This window comes from Mesorhizobium sp. WSM4846 (assembly GCF_055811415.1).
This window is the reverse complement of sequence record NZ_JBVVPZ010000007.1, coordinates 68,632-87,650: the sequence shown is the minus strand read 5'-3', so window position 1 is coordinate 87,650 and position 19,019 is coordinate 68,632. Positions and strand designations below refer to the sequence as shown.

The 19,019-nt window shown below is 62.3% G+C and carries 19 protein-coding genes and 1 pseudogene; 5 read left to right on the top strand and 15 right to left on the bottom strand.

What is annotated here, in order from left to right; genetic code table 11:
* Window positions 1-164: 164 nt before the first annotated feature.
* From AC0L15_RS08930 to AC0L15_RS08905, 6 genes are all read right to left on the bottom strand, one after another.
* Window positions 165-1,055 carry an SDR family NAD(P)-dependent oxidoreductase gene (locus AC0L15_RS08930; protein ID WP_287245167.1) on the bottom strand — a complete coding sequence of 297 codons (891 nt, stop codon included), beginning with the start codon at window positions 1,053-1,055 and terminating at the stop codon, window positions 165-167.
* Window positions 1,052-1,831 carry a hypothetical protein gene (locus AC0L15_RS08925; protein ID WP_023799402.1) on the bottom strand — a complete coding sequence of 260 codons (780 nt, stop codon included), beginning with the start codon at window positions 1,829-1,831 and terminating at the stop codon, window positions 1,052-1,054. Before AC0L15_RS08925 ends, AC0L15_RS08930 begins: the two co-directional genes overlap by 4 nt.
* 10 nt (window positions 1,832-1,841) lie before the next feature.
* Complete coding sequence (locus tag AC0L15_RS08920) at window positions 1,842-2,429, bottom strand: protein-S-isoprenylcysteine O-methyltransferase (RefSeq protein ID WP_031254999.1); 588 nt, start codon at window positions 2,427-2,429, stop codon at window positions 1,842-1,844.
* Between the two features lie 157 nt (window positions 2,430-2,586).
* Window positions 2,587-3,171 carry a hypothetical protein gene (locus AC0L15_RS08915; protein WP_031255001.1) on the bottom strand — a complete coding sequence of 195 codons (585 nt, stop codon included), beginning with the start codon at window positions 3,169-3,171 and terminating at the stop codon, window positions 2,587-2,589.
* A gap of 139 nt (window positions 3,172-3,310) precedes the next feature.
* The gene (locus AC0L15_RS08910; RefSeq protein ID WP_091596207.1) at window positions 3,311-3,448 is read right to left on the bottom strand and encodes an ABC transporter; all 138 of its coding nucleotides are present in this window, start codon (window positions 3,446-3,448) and stop codon (window positions 3,311-3,313) included.
* Between the two features lie 201 nt (window positions 3,449-3,649).
* The gene (locus AC0L15_RS08905) at window positions 3,650-4,246 is read right to left on the bottom strand and encodes a L,D-transpeptidase (protein WP_023799405.1); all 597 of its coding nucleotides are present in this window, start codon (window positions 4,244-4,246) and stop codon (window positions 3,650-3,652) included.
* Between the two features lie 190 nt (window positions 4,247-4,436).
* Between AC0L15_RS08905 and AC0L15_RS08900 the strand changes: the two genes are divergently transcribed.
* The gene (locus AC0L15_RS08900; RefSeq protein ID WP_473496252.1) at window positions 4,437-5,195 is read left to right on the top strand and encodes an SDR family NAD(P)-dependent oxidoreductase; all 759 of its coding nucleotides are present in this window, start codon (window positions 4,437-4,439) and stop codon (window positions 5,193-5,195) included.
* Between the two features lie 64 nt (window positions 5,196-5,259).
* On the opposite strand, the gene der is transcribed toward AC0L15_RS08900, so the two are convergent.
* Both der and AC0L15_RS08890 read right to left on the bottom strand, forming a co-directional pair.
* A complete protein-coding gene (der, locus tag AC0L15_RS08895) occupies window positions 5,260-6,690 on the bottom strand; it encodes a ribosome biogenesis GTPase Der (RefSeq protein WP_128245589.1) in 1,431 nt (476 codons plus the stop codon).
* Window positions 6,691-6,693: 3 nt separating this feature from the next.
* Window positions 6,694-7,359, bottom strand: coding sequence for a tetratricopeptide repeat protein (locus AC0L15_RS08890; RefSeq protein WP_287061535.1), 666 nt, complete (start codon window positions 7,357-7,359; stop codon window positions 6,694-6,696).
* A 295-nt stretch (window positions 7,360-7,654) separates the two neighbouring features.
* Between AC0L15_RS08890 and AC0L15_RS08885 the strand changes: the two genes are divergently transcribed.
* Window positions 7,655-8,650 (top strand): polysaccharide deacetylase family protein, encoded by a 996-nt coding sequence (locus tag AC0L15_RS08885; RefSeq protein ID WP_473496251.1) that lies wholly within the window; start codon window positions 7,655-7,657, stop codon window positions 8,648-8,650.
* 28 nt (window positions 8,651-8,678) lie between these two features.
* On the opposite strand, the gene sbmA is transcribed toward AC0L15_RS08885, so the two are convergent.
* From sbmA to AC0L15_RS08870, 3 genes are all read right to left on the bottom strand, one after another.
* Window positions 8,679-9,956 (bottom strand): peptide antibiotic transporter SbmA, encoded by a 1,278-nt coding sequence (sbmA, locus tag AC0L15_RS08880; RefSeq protein ID WP_287061538.1) that lies wholly within the window; start codon window positions 9,954-9,956, stop codon window positions 8,679-8,681.
* Between the two features lie 121 nt (window positions 9,957-10,077).
* The gene (locus AC0L15_RS08875; RefSeq protein ID WP_473496250.1) at window positions 10,078-11,238 is read right to left on the bottom strand and encodes a YbfB/YjiJ family MFS transporter; all 1,161 of its coding nucleotides are present in this window, start codon (window positions 11,236-11,238) and stop codon (window positions 10,078-10,080) included.
* A 232-nt stretch (window positions 11,239-11,470) separates the two neighbouring features.
* Window positions 11,471-11,683 carry a hypothetical protein gene (locus AC0L15_RS08870; protein WP_473496249.1) on the bottom strand — a complete coding sequence of 71 codons (213 nt, stop codon included), beginning with the start codon at window positions 11,681-11,683 and terminating at the stop codon, window positions 11,471-11,473.
* 97 nt (window positions 11,684-11,780) lie between these two features.
* Between AC0L15_RS08870 and AC0L15_RS08865 the strand changes: the two genes are divergently transcribed.
* The 3 genes and pseudogenes from AC0L15_RS08865 to AC0L15_RS08855 all read left to right on the top strand — a co-directional run bounded on the left by AC0L15_RS08865 (window position 11,781) and on the right by AC0L15_RS08855 (window position 14,470).
* Window positions 11,781-12,695 (top strand): LysR substrate-binding domain-containing protein, encoded by a 915-nt coding sequence (locus tag AC0L15_RS08865; protein ID WP_287245178.1) that lies wholly within the window; start codon window positions 11,781-11,783, stop codon window positions 12,693-12,695.
* A gap of 83 nt (window positions 12,696-12,778) precedes the next feature.
* Window positions 12,779-14,035 (top strand): aminopeptidase, encoded by a 1,257-nt coding sequence (locus AC0L15_RS08860; protein WP_287245179.1) that lies wholly within the window; start codon window positions 12,779-12,781, stop codon window positions 14,033-14,035.
* A 78-nt stretch (window positions 14,036-14,113) separates the two neighbouring features.
* A pseudogene (locus tag AC0L15_RS08855) lies at window positions 14,114-14,470 on the top strand (DUF488 domain-containing protein).
* A 32-nt stretch (window positions 14,471-14,502) separates the two neighbouring features.
* Here the strand turns inward: AC0L15_RS08855 and AC0L15_RS08850 are convergent.
* From AC0L15_RS08850 to AC0L15_RS08835, 4 genes are all read right to left on the bottom strand, one after another.
* Entirely contained in the window at window positions 14,503-15,570 is a 1,068-nt protein-coding gene (locus AC0L15_RS08850; protein WP_287236949.1) for an ABC transporter ATP-binding protein, read from the bottom strand.
* 31 nt (window positions 15,571-15,601) lie between these two features.
* A complete protein-coding gene (locus AC0L15_RS08845; protein ID WP_287236948.1) occupies window positions 15,602-16,327 on the bottom strand; it encodes an SDR family oxidoreductase in 726 nt (241 codons plus the stop codon).
* 253 nt (window positions 16,328-16,580) lie between these two features.
* Window positions 16,581-18,086: an ABC transporter substrate-binding protein gene (locus tag AC0L15_RS08840; protein ID WP_128171996.1), complete on the bottom strand. Its 1,506-nt coding sequence runs from the start codon at window positions 18,084-18,086 to the stop codon at window positions 16,581-16,583.
* A 59-nt stretch (window positions 18,087-18,145) separates the two neighbouring features.
* Entirely contained in the window at window positions 18,146-19,018 is an 873-nt protein-coding gene (locus AC0L15_RS08835; protein WP_473496248.1) for a carbohydrate ABC transporter permease, read from the bottom strand.
* Window position 19,019: the final 1 nt, after the last annotated feature.

Below are 19,019 nucleotides of genomic sequence, written 5' to 3'. Positions count from 1 at the left end.
CCAACGGTCCCGTTAACCACTCCGCAGAGCGCTGTTCAGAGATGGAGGAGCCTCCTCTATGCCACGAACATGCTTAACGGCGATGCCACGAACGTGCTTAACGGCCCGCCATCGGCGAGCGGTCTCTTGCTTCAATAAGGTTTTTCGGTGGCGTGCTGGTCCGGTCAGGGGACAATTCCCCGAGGGCCCCGGCGCAGCTGGATCTGGCGGGCACCGCAGCATTTCTTGAACTTCATACCTGAACCGCAGGGACATTGATCATTGCCGCCGCGTTGCAGCCGGCCGACTAGGGGCAGCAGCGCTGCGGAAGGCAGGAGCGATGCCGCAAGGGCAGCCAACTTGGCCGAGATTCCCGGCACGACGAGGCGACGACCGGATCTGAACCCTCGCCACGCACGTTCGGCCACATACTCCGCATCCACTTTGGGCAAGACATTGAAGAGCACCGTCTGATTGGCGCCTGACCTTGCGAGAAACTCCGTCGACACCGGGCCTGGTGCCACGCATGTGACCGTCACACCGGTTCGGCGCAATTCCTGGTGAAGCGCTTCTGAGAAGAAGCGCACGAAACCTTTGCTGGCGAAGTACAGAGCCATATAAGGTCCGGGAAGGAACCCGGCGACGGAACTGAGATTGAGCACCCCGCCCCGTCGGCGCGCCACCATTGCGGGCAGAAAATGGAGGGTCAGTTCTGTGAGGGAATGTATGTTGAGATCGATGATGCCGAGTTGACCATCAACGGGCAGCGCCGTCGTCGCCCCCCGCAGGCCATAGCCGGCGCTGTTGACCAGGACATCACAGACCAGGCCGTGTGCGGACAGAAAGCCCTCCAGGCGCGTTGGCGCATCGCCTGCCACGAGATCCAGCTCGAGCGTGAATACCTCGCCACCCGCCTCCCGAACCTCAGACGCCGCGGCGGCCAAACCCTCGGGCGAGCGGGCAACCAGCACAACCGCGCCGTGCTCCCGTGCAGCGACGCTCGCAATTGCCCGGCCAATTCCACCCGAGCCGCCAATCACGACGACGGCCGGCCGCAATCCACTGTGCGAAATCACGTCGCGTTCCTCTGTCTTGCAGGAGCGGAAACACCCTGACCGAGCAGCACCACTTCATTGGCGACAGTGCCATTCAAAATCTTTTCGAATCGCTCCAGTGCTCGTGCGACGTTCGCTCCATCCATCACCCGGTGATCGTAGTGGATGCGGACATTCACCGATCCGTCGTTGCCGATCGGACCGTAGTTCAGAAGCGTGGTCAATGGTGTCAGCGGGTTGAGTGATTCTGCACCGAGACCAGAATAGACGGACAGTTGGAAGGTACCGAAGTAATTTGCCCTTTGCCGGGCGATGTTCAACCCTAGCCACATAAGCAGCCACCTGACAGGCGCGGGCGCAGCTGCCATCCGCAAGGCACGCCGGAACTCCGGGACCTCGAGGATCGGCCGTGATCGAGCCGCGTGGATGGACCCCTCAAGTTCCGTGATGGAGTAGCGTTCCGGGCATTTGATGCAGCTCAGCAGAACGGCCGGCTCGCCATCATATTCGCGCTCGTGGGCAATCGAGGCCACGCTTGCCGGATACTCGTAAAGCTGCGGCCAGGGCAATTTGACATAGGCGCGCCGCAGCTCCGGCATCTCCAGGGCGAGAAGCGCATAGCCTTTCAGGAAGATCGCGGTCCACGAGGGCCTGGTCTGCTGCGCCATTCTAGCCCTTACGAGTGGGCCGAGATTCATCTGACGCTGCACCGCGACCCGTGGCACGCCGATCGAAAACCTCATCAGATCGCCAACAAGGCGCCGGGGCGCCGAAAGCTTGATGGCTCGACCTCGCATCAAACGACCTCTAATAAAGATAAGGGACTATTCGCTTGGTCCTTTCCATATAGGCACGGTATTGCGGGCCTAAAGTCTCAAGCATCATACGCTCTTCCTTGTCCACTCTCAGCAGGAAAAGGACGGCGAAACCAATCAAACCGGATATGCCCGCAACCCAGTTCGGCAGCAGAAAGAGCTGGCCGAGCCCCATAAGCAGGAACGAGGTGTACATCGGGTGACGGACCAAGGCGTATGGCCCGGCGCTGACCAGTTCGTGCCGTTCGCGAATCTCGAGCGTGATCGACCAGTTACGGCCAAGTTCCTTGTGGGACATGCGAAAAATCCACAGCGCGGAGCAGAAGATGATGGTTCCGAGCGCCACCGACCACACGCTGGCCGGATGGTCAGCCGCTGCGGGGATGCCGGTGGCGACATAGAAGCCAGGCAGGATCGCCAGGCCAAGGAGAGCCGATGCAAGCCCGACGGTGTCGGAACGCGAGCGGCCGCCAGCTACAATTCGCACGCGCCTTGCCCGGCGCTCGAAGGGATACCGGATCACATACCAGGCAACGAGGCCGATCACCCATATGATCTCGCCAAGCGAAGCTACAGAAATGGTCACTTCAGGTCACCGGAGCCTTTTCTCGATCTGGGACCACGATAAACCGTCGCAACGATGCCAGCGTCCGAATTGTCGACCGAAGACATTCAGAGCGCGCTGCTTTCGGAGTTGACCGGGCGAATGAGGCGAAAGCGGGTTTGCAGATCGCATTTCAACCCCCGTTCATCTCCCGAAGCTTGGTTATGAATTGTTGCGGCCGGAGCCAGGTACCGGGGGTCTTATACCCCATCGATCTGGCGATGTCCGCTACGAATGCGTTGCAGTTGTAGAGTGAGGCGTGCCAAAGCGGAGAGCTGGCCTGCAGCTTTCGTATGCTCGCGACGACTTTCCTATATTCGGCTTCCGTAAGTAAAACGCGCCAGCTTGCCGACCGGTAGGCATCTTCCAGGTCGCCGTCCGTCCACCCGGTCGTGGCTGGCACGGGCGCCACATGGCCGAGAACATAGACATTGGGATCATCGGACTTCGGAGCGAGCCCCGCGACTTCGGGGTTGACCATCCGTCCCGCCTGGTTCAATCGTCCAAAAATCACGTAGGAATGGCCGTAGGTAAGGGCGTACCGGGAGCGGAACTCGATGAAATGCCGTTGGGCCGCGCGCGCCGGCATCGCCGCGGTACTCAGTGCCCGTTCATTGGACACAAAAGTCGGCTGGGGTTTGTTGTCCTGCGACTGACATGACGCCGCGACAAGCGCGAGCAGGGCCACAATTGTTGAACGGCCACTTACAAGCGTCATCTCATCCAGAACTCCGAGGACCGCATACTTGCTGCCAGCCTATGCCCGTTAACCGCAGGTAGGCTGCGAATCCGGTGGCCCCTGCATATCGATAGGGAAGGGCCTGGCGGCCCTTCCCAAAATCTTCGAAAGCCGATGCTTACTTAATCACTGGCTCTTCTACGGCAACGGGTTCCGGCGGAGGAGCCTTCCCCTTTCCTTTACCGATCCCGTTCGCGCAGCCGCTCAGGCTGGTAACGGCGAGGGTAGCAACCATTACAATCAACATCCTGTTCATCAAGCAATCCTTTCCCCAGGGGCGGAACAGCCTATAGAATCGCCACAAATAAAAAATTACATGCAGCCCAACCAAGTTAGCTGCGATCTACACCAAAGCCTAGTGCAGAAATGACACAGTCGGCATTCGGTTGCAGCCGAAATCCTTGCGGTGACGTGCCGGCAGGGCTCGCCATGCAACGGAGATCAGGCCTGCCCACCATCAAACCACCACCACCGTCGTGCCCAAAGGAGTCCGTTCGTAGAGGTCGATGATGTCGTCATTTGTCAAACGGATGCACCCGTTCGATACCGCTGTGCCTATCGTCCATGGCTCGTTTGTACCATGTATCCGGAAGTAGGTGTCGCGCCCGTTGCGATAGAGATAAAGGGCACGCGCACCAAGCGGGTTGTTTGGTCCACCAGGGACCCCGCCTGCATATTTCACCAGGCGAGGCTTGCGCCTCATCATGTTTGTGGTGGGTGTCCACGACGGCCAGTCCGCCTTGCGGGCGACGGTCGCTGTACCCTTGAACGAAAGCCCCTGCTCGCCGACGCCGACGCCGTAGCGCGTCGCCCACCCGTCGCCCTCGACGGCATAGAGAAAACGTTGCGAAGTATCGACGACGATCGTTCCAGGCGGCTCGTTTCCGTCGTACCGCACTTGCTTCCGTCGGAAACGAGGATTGAGGCCATTCCTTGGTCCGAACGCGGATGAAATCGGCTCCGTCACCTGCTGTAACGTCGACGTACACCCGGAGAGCATCAGAGCCAGACTTCCCAGCACGAGCCCCCGGCGCGCAATGTTGTGTTCTTCCATTTCTACCTGCTAGGAAACTGGTCAATCTACCGCCCTTCCTCGTCTCTACCATTGCAAGGCCTGCGGGCCAAGTCTCGCTGTGGGGTGGCAAAATGAATCCACAGGATTGACGAGCGAATTGGAGCGAAACTTCTTGCGATAACCGTCCGCCTCTGTTCGGTTAGGCCACAATGGGCATAGGACAGAGACGATGAAGCCTGACTTCCATGGTAAAGTCGCGATTGTGACCGGCGCAGGCTCCGGAATAGGAGCGGCTGTGTCACGGCAACTCGCGCAAGAAGGAGCCGAAATTGTTGTCGCCGACCTTGATGCCGAGGCCGCGCGCTGCATGGCTGCCGAAATAAGCGCGCAAGGAGGCAGGGCCCACGATTTTGCGGTCGATGTCACGGATGCGGCAGCCGTCGAAAAGCTGATCGAGTTCACTGTCCAGAAATGCGGCGGACTGGATATGGCGGTAAACAATGCCGGCATCGACGGCGTTCGAAAAGCGACGGCAGACTATCCGCTCGACAACTGGCACATGCTGATGAACGTCAATCTGAATGGCGTTTTCTACAGCATGAAGTACGAAATCGCCGCCATGCTGGATCGAGGCGGAGGCGCCATCGTGAACATGTCCTCAATTCTCGGTTCCGTCGGCTTGCCGACTGCGTCCGCATACACGGCAGCGAAACACGGGGTCGTTGGGCTGACCAAGGTTGCTGCGATTGAATATGCGAGGATGGGCATCCGGATCAATGTCGTCGGCCCCGGCTGGATCGAAACGCCTCTTCTATCGGAGCAAGCGGAGGCATTAGCCAATACCAGGCGCATGGCAGCCCTTCAGCCGATGGGCCGGCGCGGCAAACCGGAAGAGGTAGCGGCTCTTGTGTGCTTCCTGTTGTCCGATCAGGCCAGCTTTATCACCGGGAGCTACCACCTGGTCGACGGAGCCTACACCGCCCATTAAAGCGCCGCTGCACGCGAGCCGGCTGCGGAGCGTAGCTGATGCCGGCGCCCACAAGACGCGGCGCTCAGCGGCGCTTCTTCGCCTTGCCGGCGAACGGATTTTCCGAGGTGCGCAAAGCGATGCGGATCGGCACGCCGGGCATGTCGAAGGCTTCGCGCAGGCTGTTGGAGAGGTAGCGGACATAGGATTGCGGCATCGCGTCCGGCCGTGAGCAGGACACGACGAAGCCCGGCGGGCGCGTCTTGGCCTGGGTGACATATTTGATCTTCAGCCGGCGACCGGCGACGGCAGGCGGCGGATGATGCGCCAGGATGCCTTCCAGCCAGCGGTTGAGCTTGCCGGTCGAGACGCGGCTGTTCCACACTCTGTGCGTCCTGATGACGGCATCCATCAGCTTGTCGAGGCCGCGCCCGGTCTCGGCCGAGACCGGCACCGCCTGCATGCCGCGCGCCTGCGGCAACAGCCGCTCGGTCTTCTCGCGCAGTTCCGCCAGGAGTTCCTGGGGATGGTCGATCATATCCCATTTGTTGAAGGCGATCACCGGCGCGCGGCCCTCGCGGATGATCAGGTCGGCGATCTGCAGATCCTGCTTCTCGAAGGGGATTGTGGCGTCGAGCACGATGATGACGATCTCGGCAAAGCGGATGGCGCGCAGGCCGTCCTGCACCGACATGACTTCCAGCTTTTCGTGGATCCGGGCCTTGCGGCGCATGCCGGCGGTGTCGAACAGTTTGAGACGGCGGCCATGCCAGTCCCAGTCGACGGAGATGGAATCGCGGGTGATGCCGGCTTCCGGCCCGGTCAGGAGCCGCTCCTCGCCGATCAGCGCATTGATCAGCGTCGACTTGCCGGCGTTCGGACGGCCGACGACGGCGATGCGCATCGGTTTGGTATCGTCATAGCTCGGCTCGGCATCCGGATCGGTGATGTCCTCGCCGATCAGCACCTCGCTGGCCGCGGCCTCCTCGTCGGCATCCTCTTCTTCGCCGAAGGCGCGCGCCTCGCCCATTGCTGATATCACCGCATCGCGCAAATCGGGCAGGCCCTGGCCGTGTTCGGCCGAGACCGGGATCGGCTCGCCAAGGCCGAGTTCCCAGGCCTCCAGCATGCCGCCCTGGGCGCCGCGCGCCTCGGCCTTGTTGGCGACGACGACAACCGGCTTGCCGGACTTGCGCACGATCTCGGCGAAGGTCTTGTCGTCAGGCATCAGCCCTGACTTGGCATCGATGGTGAAAAAGATCAGGTCGGCTTCGCGGATGGCGATCTCGGTCTGGGCGCGCATGCGGCCCGGCAGCGTCGAAGCAGCGGCATCTTCGAAGCCGGCAGTGTCGATGACGTCGAAATGCAGATCGTAGAGTTTGGCGGCATGGACGCGACGATCGCGGGTGACGCCGGGCGTATCATCGACAAGCGCCAGCTTCCTTCCCACCAGACGATTGAAAAGAGTCGATTTGCCGACGTTAGGCCGGCCAATGATGGCGACTTTGAACGTCATCTGTCACGACACGCCGCCCGACCCACGGATCAGCTCCGACATCAACGTCGCTCGCTCGCGCGCGTTGCGCGGGGCGCTGTCATCCGAGGCGATCTGGTCGAACAGTTTCAGTGCATCCGTCGCCTTGCCTTCCTTCCAGGCGGCAAGGCCGAGCGCCTCGCGCGCGGTATGGCGCAGCGGATTGGTATCGGCGGTGAGCGTCTCGACGCGGCTGGAGACATCGGCGAACGAACCGTGGTCGACGAGTAGCAGCGCTGCCCTGAGGCGCGCCACATCGCGAAGGCCTGATGGAATGTCCGTATCGGCGGCGACCTCGTCGAAGTCCTTGACGGCGGCGGCGACGTCGCCCTTATCCGCCTTGACGGTTGCCGCCCGCATGCGGGCGAGCAGCGGATAGGCGCCGTAGCCATCCTTTTCCAGCGCATCGAGGGCCGCCAGCGCTTCGTCGCTCTTGCCTTCATTGGCGAGCTTCAGCGCCTGCGAGAAGGCGTCGCCCGAGCGATTGGCGCGGGTCTCGTCCCAATAGCGATAGCCGACGAAGGCGGCAGTGCCGACCACCACCAGCACCGCGAGCGCAAGCAAGGCGGGACCAAAACGGTCCCACAGCGCATGCGCCTGATCGCGACGCATTTCTTCGTTGACTTCGCGGATAAAGCTGTCGTCCGACATCTCAAAACCATCCTGCCCGCCTCAGGGCGGTTTAGAGCGACGTGCGTCCATGGAAAGTACGCTCTAACACTTTGAATTTGCGCATCGTGTTTCCTGAAAAAAATCAATTCTGCACTTCAGGCCGATGCGGTAGCCCGCGTTTTAGCGAAATTTCGCCGGCATGGAAGGGGTTCGACCGGAAAATCGGCTAATCGCCGATGGCGATGTAAAAGGATGGCTGAAAAGGGCGACCGCACGCACGCCACATTTCGCCGATAGCCGGTGCGCGAACCCTCCTCGACAGATCCAGACACTGATGCCTCGTTTGTCCCGCGCTGTTGCGTTTTCGATCGCGTCGCTTGCTGCGGGGGGCGCTGCTGTCGCTGACCCGCCAGCGCCGGCAAAGCCAAAGCAGGCCGTCCTCATCTCGTTCGACAGCGCCCGCGATATTTTGCAATGGAAGCGCAGCCGGGCGCTGGCCCAGCGCACCGGCGCCCATTTCACCTACTTCGTGTCCTGCGTCTTCCTGCTCTCGCCGGAGACGCGCAAGCAATACACGGCGCCCGGCAAGACACCAGGCAAATCCAATATCGGCTTCGCCGCCTCGAAACAGGAAATCGCTGACCGGCTCGAGCAGATAAACCTTGCCGCCACGGAAGGCCATGACATCGGCAGTCACGCTTGCGGCCATTTCGATGGCAAGGACTGGAACAAGGCCGATTGGCTGAGCGAGTTCGGTTCGTTCAAGCGCATTCTCGAAAATGCCTATTCGATTAACGCTATTACCTCCGAACCCGCAGGCTGGCGCGAAATTGCACGTAAGGCGGTTGGCTTTCGCGCACCCTATCTGTCGGCAAACAAGGCGCTCTACGAGTCGCTGCCAAAGGCGGGCTATTGGTTCGACGCGAGCGGTGTGTCGCGCGGCCCTGCCCGGCCACCGACCAGCGACGGCATCACGCGCTTCTCACTGCCGCAGATTCCGGAAGGTCCTGACACAAGGCGGGTGATCGCGATGGACTACAATCTCTATGTCAGGCATTCCGGCGGCTTCGAGCGGCCAAGCCAGGCGGACGAATTCGCCAACCGGACCCATGACGCCTTTCGCGCCGCCTTCGACGCGCAATATCAGGGCAAACGCATTCCGCTGGAACTCGGCTTCCATTTCACACTGATGAATGACGGCGCCTACTGGAAGGCGCTGGAGCGCTTTGCCGGCGAGGTCCGCACCAGGCCCGACGTCGAGTGCATCAGCTATCGCGACTATGTTTCGCGCCAACGCGCCGGGGAAAAGCAGGCGTCGGTGGGCGGCTGAGCCGAAAGCGCTCGCCGCCCCGTCACTCTCAACTTACCGGCTGATCCTCAGGGCGCAAGCCGGCTCGCTCTCGCTCCAGATAGGCCTGGTCGATTTCCGGCAGCGGCGCCCCTTCAAGTGTCGCCTCGAAGGCGCGCAGGCGCTTGTAGATGGATATCAGCTCGACGATGGTCGGCCAGGAATTCACGAGATATTGGAACGAAGTGGCGACTTGTGAAAAGGCGGTGACAATTTGCTGGAAAACGCCAAATGTTATCTTGCCTATTGCCAAGGTCGGAACAAGAATAAGCGTGGCGAATACGTTGTCGACTTGAAGGTATAGATAGCGGACCATGTCGAAATAGACATAGTGCGCATAGAGAGTGAAATAGTTCTTGCGAACATTTCTGAAAAGCTCGGCCAGAGTTGGTGGCTGCGCTCGTGCCGTGTCGTCCTCGCCGAGGACAAGTTCCTTGCGCAGCGCGGCTTCAACCCGCTGATTGCGAAATTCCAACCCGGGCAGCCTGACGCCGACGACTGCTAACAAGCCGGTGCCAAACAGCGACCAGGCGATCGCCGCAATGACCAGTGGATAAGGGATTGCTCCGACGATTGGGAGCGTTGAGACATGGAGAGAAAGGGAGGCCAGCAAGGGCAGGAATGCAATCAGGGTCATGATGGAGTCGATAAAGTTCACTCCGAGCCCCTGCATTGTGCCGGAGAAGCGCATCGTGTCGTCCTGAACGCGCTGCGACGCCCCTTCGATATGGCGCAGCCGCGGCCAGTAAGCGGTAAAATAATCGTTCATCGCGGTGCGCCAGCGAAACACATAGTGCCTGACGAAAAAGACGTTCAGGACGGCAATGCTCATATAGACCAGCGCCAAGGACAGAAACTGCCATACTCCGTAGTACAGCTCGGCAGGGGTAACGGAGCCCGGCGTGGTCAGCGCCTTCTGCACCATGTCGTAAAACATGCCGCGCCAGTCATTGAGCGCCACGCTGATCTGCACGATGAAATTCGTGACGAAAATAATCAAACCAGAGCCAAGGATCGACCAGTTTTGCCAGCGATGCGGGGAATACAGCGCCCAGAAAAGGTAGAATACGCCCATACCGGCGAAGAAATATCCGTAAAACCAGAGGAAACCCGGCGTCAGGAATCTTATCGGGCTGATGACTGGTGCTGCCTGCGGGTCGACCGGCGGCATGCCGAGCATCGTGCCAAGGTGCTCGCCGCCGAAAAACCACAGGAGGACGAGCAGAAGGCTCCAGGCGACGGCCGAAGTGAAAAACAACTTCGGCTGCGGGAAGAAGGATACGAACACTGTTAGGAAATCCTCGGTCGATGCGCAAATCAGCGGCGTTGCTGTTCAGCGGGCATAAGGTCACACATCGATCGGAATGAAAATGCCGGTGCGTGATGCCCGGCACCGAGCAAGACCACAATCATGGCGATTTTGGCGCAGCCGACCAGATGACCGCGCCAGAGACCAGCAGCACGGCGGCGGCCACGATCGATGCGAGGAAGAAGTCGCCGGAGGCTTGCGCAAGCAAGCCGGCGACGATCGGACCGATGATCTGGCCGAGGCCGAAGGACGCCGTCATCAACGCCAGGATTCGGCGTGGCGCTTGCGGGGCAAGCTGCCTTCCGCTCTGCAAGCCGAGCGCGGTGATGGCGATGAAGGTGCCGCCAAGCAGAAACCCGCCGAGCAGCGGCCCAATGTGTCCGCCCATAGTGACGCTCGCGCTGACCCCGACCACCTCGACGAGGCACCCCCAGGCATAGGCCCGGTAGAGCCCGATCTTTGCCGCGATCTTCTGCCAAAGCCAGACCGATGGAATCCCGGCAAGGCCGGTGACCATCCACACCACGGCCTCGAAGACGCGGCCGCCACCGCCCTGACGGACGATGGCGACCAGGAACGTCGCCGTCACGATATAGCCGAAGCCGAACAGCCCGTAGGCGACTATGACCTTCACCAGTGACCGGCCCTTTGGTAGCGCCGGTTCGCGGCTATCAGCGCCGTTGGCGGTCGCAGTGCTGCCGAGCAGCAGCATCACGACGGCAATGGCGCAGGCCGAGATCGCGGCGGACCAGAGCCAGCCCGCCGGCCAGCCGGCCTGTTCGGTGACGAGTATTGCCATCAGCGCCGAGGACGCCGCTATGCCAAGGCCGACGCCGCCGAAATGCAGCGCCTGCAGGTCGTTTCGGCCGGCCGCGGCGAGATGGCCGAAAACGATGCTGGACATGAACACCAGGACGAAGGCGCTGCCCACACCGGCAAGAAAGCGGATGACGAGAAAGGCCGCCATCGTGTCGGCCAGGCCCATCAGCCCGGTGAGGACCGCGGTGGCGGCAAGACCGGCCAGCATCAGCAGGCGCTCGCGACCGTGCGCCCAGCCGCCGACGGCTGCGAGCGCGCCAACGAGGTAGCCGAGATAGTTGGCGGACGCGATCCAGCCGGCATCGGCCGGCGTCAGGCCAAGTTCCTCCATCATGCCGGGCAGGATCGGCGTGTAGACGAAGCGGCCGATGCCCATGGCGACGGCCAGGGCAATCATGCCGGCGAAGGCGAGGCGCAAAGGGGACGGCGAAGCGGCTTTCATTGCGGTGCACAATAGGTGCACGAGCGGGTGAAACAATCCGCTTCTTGTTGGGCCAGAACGGGTTGCAGCGGCGGACGAGCAGCTTCCAGCCGACCAATATCCGACGTTTGCGATTGGCCCGCAGAATAACATGGCTTCGTCATGACGAAGAGAGGGATGGTTCAGCCAATCTCCAAGGTTTGCGATTTGTCCCTGAAAGGAACTGAGCCCGCTCCCACCTTTGCTCGCATCTTCAGCCGCAGCCGACCTGCCCGGTGCCGGTCTCATAGGCAGTGCGCCGGGCCGTCAGCCGGAACGGCACGTCGGCGAGTTCGCGCTCCGACATGGTGTCCAGCACAGGATGCGACAGCGGATCGGTGGCCCATCGGGTGGCTTCGCTTTCTTGCGGCCGGCTTTGCCGCGCGCCGGCAGCGGAAAAGACCCCGAGCAGTGACAAAATCTTCATCGTATTCCTCCTCCACAGGTCTGCTTGTTCCTTAAAATTTGCCGTTCCTCCCCGCATTTCAATTGAGATTTCAACCGTTCTGGTTTAGAAAAACTGTATGGCCATGCTCAACCGCGTCCACCTCAACGGCCTGCGCGCCGTGGAAACCGTCGCCCGCCTGGGATCGCTTTCGGCTGCGGCGAGCGAACTCAACGTGTCCGCCAGCGCCGTCAGCCAGCAGGTCAAGCGGACGGAAGCGCAACTTGGCCAGGCGCTGTTCGAACGAGCGGCAAGCGGTCTGGTGCCAACCGAATTCGGCACCGTCTTCACCGCCCGGCTCGGGGCAGGTTTCCGCGAGCTCGCCCAAGCCGTGGCGCTCGCCGACGAGGCCTCCGAATGCACGCTGGTGGTTTCGGTTGCGCCGGCCTTTGCCTCGAAGTGGCTGCTGCCTCGACTATCACGTCACTTCGCCCGGCATCCGAATGTGCTTTTGCGCATCGACGCCTCGGTGCGGATTGCCGATCTCGATCGCTCGGACATCGACATCGCCATCCGGCTTGGCGACGGCAAATGGCCGGGCGTGCGCGCGCGACTGCTACTGGCGCAGGAAGTCTTCCCGGTCTGCGCCCCGGTGATCGCCGACAAACTGAAATCGATCGATGATCTCGCCCTGACCTGCGCGATCACCGACGAAAAAGCGATGATCAGCTGGGAAAGCTGGTTCGAGGCGGCCGGGGTGAAGCCGGTCAGCTTCCTCAAGGGCGCGCGCTTCACCGACCCGATGCTGTGCCTGGAATCGGCGATCGCCGGCCACGGCGTCATGCTCGGCTGGCAATTGCTGACGGCTGATGCTCTCGCCGACGGCCGGCTGGTCGCGCCGTTCGGCGTCCGCGCCGAGAGCGGGCTGGGCTACTGGCTGGTGACCTCGGCCAGCAAGAGCGAGAGCCGCAAGGTGCGCGATTTCAAGATGTGGATCCGCGAGGAGATCGAGGCGACGATGGCGCAGTTCGGCGCGCTCGCCGGCGCGGCCTGAGCAGGCCCGGTTGATCACGGTGGAAAGACCGATGGCACCGGTCTATGTAAGAACCAGGCTCCCACATCGCGACAGGCAGGATCATGACCACACATTCGCGCGGCGTTTCCGCAACGATCGACCCGGTGAAGCTCGACAGGCTGGCAGAAGTCGCCATCAAGGTCGGGCTGCAATTGCAACCGGGGCAGGACCTGGTGCTGACATCATCGATCGCAGCGCTGCCTTTGACGCGGCGGATCGTCGAGCACGCCTACAAGGCCGGCGCCGGCCTGGTGACGCCGATCTTCAACGACGACGAGATGACGCTGGCACGCTTCCGCTACGGCGCCGATGCCGGCTTCGACCACGCCGCCGGCTGGCTTTACGAGGGCATGGCCAAGGCCTTCGCCAACAATGCGGCGCGGCTGGCCGTGCGCGGCGAGGATCCGTCGCTGCTGTCGGCGCAGGATCCGGCGAAAGTGGCGCGCGCCAACAAGGCGAACTCGATCGCCTACCAGCCGGCGCTGGAAAAGATCACCGGCTTCGACATCAACTGGAACATCGTCGCCTACCCCGACCTGGCCTGGGCCAGGCAGGTGTTTCCGGGCGATAGCGACGACGTCGCGGTGGCGAAGCTCGCCGACGCGATCTTTGCCGCCTCACGGGTCGATGTCGACGACCCGATCGGCAACTGGAAGGCACACAATGCGGCTCTTCGCAGCCGCACCGAATGGCTGAACGGCCATAATTTCCATGCGCTGCATTTCACCGGACCCGGCACCGACCTGACCGTCGGTCTGGCCGACGGCCATGAATGGATGGGCGGCGCCTCGACCGCCAGGAACGGCATCACCTGCAACCCGAACATCCCGACCGAGGAGGTTTTCACCACGCCGCATGCAAGACGCGTCGAAGGCCATGTTACGAGCACCAAGCCGCTGTCGTATCAGGGCACGCTGATCGACGGCATTGCGGTGCGTTTCGAGCAGGGCCGCATCGTCGAGGCCAAGGCCAGCCGCGGCGAGGATGTGCTGAAGAAAGTGCTCGACACCGATGAAGGCTCGCGCCGGCTCGGCGAGGTCGCCCTGGTGCCGCATTCCTCGCCGATCGCGGCGAGCGGCCTGCTGTTCTTCAACACGCTGTTCGACGAGAATGCCGCCTGCCACATCGCACTCGGCCAATGCTATTCGAAATGCTTTGTCGACGGTGCCTCGCTCACTCCCGACGAGATCGCGGCGCGCGGCGGCAACAAGAGCTTCATCCATATCGACTGGATGATCGGTTCGGACAAGATCGACATCGACGGCGTCGGCAAGGACGGCGGTCGCGTGCCGGTGATGCGCAAGGGCGAGTGGGCGTAGGGGGCGAGTGCGCGTAAGGGCGAGTGGGCCTAAACAGCCGCCAGCAAGACGACATGGCGGCCAACCCCGGAGTTGGCAATGAAACTCGATATCAGGGTCAAACGCATCTACGACCCGCCCTCGCCGGGCGATGGGCAGCGGGTGCTCATAGACCGGGTATGGCCGCGCGGCGTCCGCAAGTAAGACGCCGCGCTGACGCTATGGCTGAAGACCATCGCGCCAAGCGATGAATTGCGCAAATGGTTCGGCCACGAGCCGACGCGCTGGATGGAATTCCAGCAGCGCTATCGCGGCGAGCTCGACCGGAACAGCGAGGCGGTCGGCCAGTTGCGCGCCCTGCTCGACAACGGCCGGGTGACGTTGCTCTACGGCGCCCAGGACGAGTTGCACAACAACGCGGTGGCTTTGGCTGATTATCTCAGCCTGAAGGGCTGAGGCAGCGCTCTGCCGACGCGGTCATCGCTAGCTCAGGCGACACGCAGTTCCGTGGCCGCATCGAAGAGGTGCACCTTGCCCGGCAGCACCGAAAGATTGATCGCGGCGCCGGCGCTGCGGCGCTCGTCACGCGGCACCACGGCGACGGCATCGTATCCGGCCACGCGCAAATGAATCTGGACATCGGCGCCGGTCGTTTCGGACAGCACGACCTCGCCCACGATCTCACCCGTATCCGAAATGCCGAGATCGTGTGGCCGGACGCCCATGATGACCTTTTGGCCTGGTGTTGCCTTGATCTGCGGCGACAGGCCGATCGACACGCCTTCGGCGACGAAGCGAGGACTGCCGCCTGCGGTCTCGACAGCGCCGGCGATGAAGTTCATCGACGGCGAGCCGATGAAATCAGCGACATATTTCGAGTTCGGGCGCTCGTAGACCTCGTCGGGCGTGCCGATCTGCATGATCCTGCCGGCGTGCATCAGCACGATCTTGTCGGCCATCGTCATCGCCTCGATCTGGTCGTGGGTGACGTAGATCGTTGTTGTGCCGAGACGATTGTGGAGTTGACGGATTTCCACGCGCATATGCGTGCGCAGCTTGGCGTCGAGATTGGAGAGCGGCTCGTCGAAAAGGAAGACGGCGGCATTGCGCACCATGGCGCGGCCCATGGCGACGCGCTGGCGCTGGCCACCCGACAGTTCCTTGGGATAGCGCCCGAGATAGGGCGTGAGATTCAGGATTTCCGCCGCCCATTCGACCTTCTTCCTGATCTCCGCCTTTGGCACTTTCGCCACTTCCAGGCTGAAGCCGATATTGTCGAACACCTTCATTGTCGGATAGAGCGCGTAATTCTGGAACACCATCGCGATGTCGCGATCGCGCGGGTGAACGTCGTTGACCCGCCTGTCGCCGATCAAAAGATCGCCGCTGGTCACCCGCTCGAGCCCGGCCGTCATGCGCAGGAGCGTGGTCTTGCCGCAGCCCGACGGCCCAAGAAGCACGACGAATTCGCGGTCGGCAATGCCGAAGGAGATGTCTTTCATCACCTCGACATTGCCGAAATTCTTGGCGATGTTCTTATATTCTACGGTGGCCATTCTTTGTCTCCAGACGCCCGGGTCAGGGTCGTCAGTATTTCTGCCTGGTCGGTGTGATGACGATTTCCTGCACGAGAGCGTTTTGTGGCAGCTGGTAGGCGTGCAGCATGAGGTCAGCGACGTGCTCCGGGCCGATGCCGCCGCCGATCTTGAGCTTGTTGGCCTTGTAGTTGGCGAGTGTCTGCGGATCGAGGACGCCGCTCAGAACCTCGGTTTCGATCACGCCGGGCGAAAGCACGATGACGCGGACGTCGTAGTCGGAAAGATAGTCGCGCAGCGATTCCGACACGGCGTGAACGAAGAATTTCGTCCCGCAGTAAACCGTATGATCCGGATAGATTTTTCGGCCGGCGATCGAACTCATCATGAACAGCGTTCCATGACGGCGCTCCATCATGCCCGACATCACGGCGTGGACCGAATTCAGCACGCCTTTGGTGTTGATGTCGATCATCTCGTCCCATTCCTCGGGCGGCTGGCGGCCTATGTCGGCAAGCCGCGCAATGCCGGCATTGGCAAACAGCATGTCGACCGGTCCGTATTCGGCTTCCGCCTCCTTCACGGCAGCCGCGATCGCGGCGCGGTCGCGGACATCGACCTGCCGAGCCATGCTGTCGGGCAGGTTCAGCGCCTCCATGCGCTCCAGACGGCGGGCCATCATCAGAACAGGGTGGCCGGCGCGGGAAAACGCCTTGGCGACCGCCTCGCCGATACCAGAACTGGCTCCTGTCACTGCTACGAGCTGTTTTCCAGCCATGGCTTTCCTCAGTCGAAATTGTCGATACCCGGGCGGGGGGGGGGGGGGGGGGCCCCCCCGGGGGGGGCCCCCCCCCCCGGGGCGCGCAAGGGCCCCCCGGGGTTTGTGGGGGGGGGGGCCAGCAGGGCCCCCCCCCCCCCGCGCGCGGCGCCGCGGGGGGGCGCCCCCCCCCCCCCCCCCCCCCCCCACCCCCCCCCCCCCCCCCCCGGCCGCCCCCCCCCCCCCCCCCCCCCCCCCCCCCCGGGGGGAAGACTCAGCCCTTGGCGACGAGATCGTCGACCTGGGTTTTCAGGGCGTCGAGCGACTCCTTGGCCGAGCCCGACTGGCCGGCGAAGTATTTGCCCAGCGCAACCGGGATCATGTCGCTCGAGAGCTCTGCCCATGCCGGCAGGTCGGGCTCGGATCCCATGTAGTTGGCGATGGTGTCGCGCACGACCGGCAAGTGGCGAGTCGTGCCGGCGCCGACACGCGCATTGGCCAGCACGCGCGGATCGTCATAGACGCTGGTGCGCGTTGGCCCGGTACCGCCGCCAAGAACGGTTATCAGCGCCTGGGTATCGGCTGAGGTCGCCCACTGCATGAAAATCCAGGCGGCGTCCGGGCTCTTCGAGTATTTCGACACTGCGAGCGAAGAACCGCCCTGGTGACCAACGCCCGGAATTTCGCCGAATCCGGTCTGCTCGACGGTGCGCAGCGTCGCGGCAGGTTTCGGCGGAACCATCGCTTCCATCAGGCCGGAGACCTTGGAGGCCTTGGGATCGTCGAAGAACGGGAAGAATTCGCCCCAGGACAGCATCGAGGCGGCGACACCCTGGCCGACCGACTGGCCCTCGCCATCCCATGTCCAGCCGTCGACGCCGGGCGGCATCGTCGCCTTGAGCTTGTCCCAGTAGGCCATGGCGGCCAAGCCGGCGTCGTCATTGCCGGTGAACTTGCCGTCGGGGCCGAAAATCGAACCGCCATGGCCCCAAAGCCACGCCGTCCAATCGCATTCGAGGCTGTAATGGCCCGATTTCATCTGGCCGCTGGTGCCGTACATGTTCGGGCCCTTGGCGTCGGTGATCGCCGCAGATGCCTTCAGCAAATCGTCCAGCGTGGCCGGAGGCGGCAGCTTGAGCTCGTCCCAGACGTCCTTGCGGTACTGCATGATGAAGATCGGGATGTCGTAGGGCACGCCGACCATGCGGTCCTCGTACATGGCGATACCGTCGACGAGCGGCTTCAGGAAATCGTCGATGTTGTAGTTCGGCATTGCCAGGTCGGCGTTCTTGAGCTGCTCGCGCGGATCGAAGACGTCCTGGCTGAAGCTCGCCGCCCAGCTCTGGTCGATATAGTAGAGGTCGTAAGTGCCGAGGCTCGAGGCCACGTCGAGCGTCAGCTTCTGCAGCACCTGCTCGAGCGGCAGCACTTCGATCTCGACCTTGATGCCGGTAGCCTCCTCGAAATACTGCTTGAGCTGCGTGGCGATGGCATTCGACGGCGGCGTCGATTCGGTGGCGAGACGAAGCGTCGTTCCGGCAAAGGGCTTGCCGACATCCGAGAGCCATTTGGTGATTTCGGCGCTGGGCTTCAGTTCCTGTTCCTGAGCCGATGCCTGGCTGATGCCGTAGAACGGACGCCGTCCCAGGCCCATGCCGAGCGCGCCGGCGCCGAGGCCGAGAATGCTTGCTGCGCGAAGAAACGAGCGGCGGTCCATCTGTCCGCGAACGAAGCGGTCGGTGACAGAGGCAAGATGCGTCTTTCTGATGCTGTCTTTCATTGTCTACTCCTCCGGTTTAATTCGCGATTTTCTCAAGGCTGCGAATTCGAGCCTCCCATCTATTGTTTCAACGATCCCATCGTGAGACCGCGCACGAGGTGCTTCTGAACCAACAGAATGAAGATGAAAGCGGGAATGATGGATGCGGCGCCAAGCGCGGCCATGTTGCCCCATGCGGTGCCGATCGAGGTGACGAAAGTCGACGAGACGACAGGCACGGTCTTGAGCGACGTGGTGGTCAGGGTCAGCGCGAAAAGGAATTCGGTCCAGCTGAAGATGAAGCAGAGCACCGCCGTGGCGGCGATGCCGCCCTTGGCCATCGGCAGCACGATCCTGCAAAAAATCATGAAGCGGCTGGCGCCATCGACAATGGCGCTCTCGTCGATCTCGGAGGGAATGTCGTCGAAGAAGCTCTTCATCAGAAGGACGGCGAGCGGCAGGTTCATCAGTGCGTGGATCAGCACCATGCCGGTATAGGTGTCGATGAGACCGAAATTCTTGTAGATGAAGAACATCGGCACCGCGACCGCGACGGGCGGCATCATGCGCGTCGACAACACCCAGCCGACGAAACTGTGCCGGCCGCGGAAGTTCATGCGTGACAGGGCATAGGCGGCAAGCATGGCGATGGCGACAGCGAGCACGGTCGACAGCGTCGCGATGACAATCGAATCCCAGACGCGCGGCGCCATGTAGAAATTGCCGCCGCCCGGCGTCACGGTGATGCCGCCGCTGCTCAGCGAAATCCCGAATACCTTCTGGAAATTGTCGAAGGTCGGCGTGAAGGCGAACAGTTTCGGCGGCCGGTTGAAGATGTCGTTGCCGTGTTTGAACGCCACCGACGTCCAGTAGTAGATCGGAAAGAAGAAGATTGCGACCACAACCCAGGCGGCGATGGTGCGAAGCATGCGGGTCGAGAAGGAGCCGTTCATT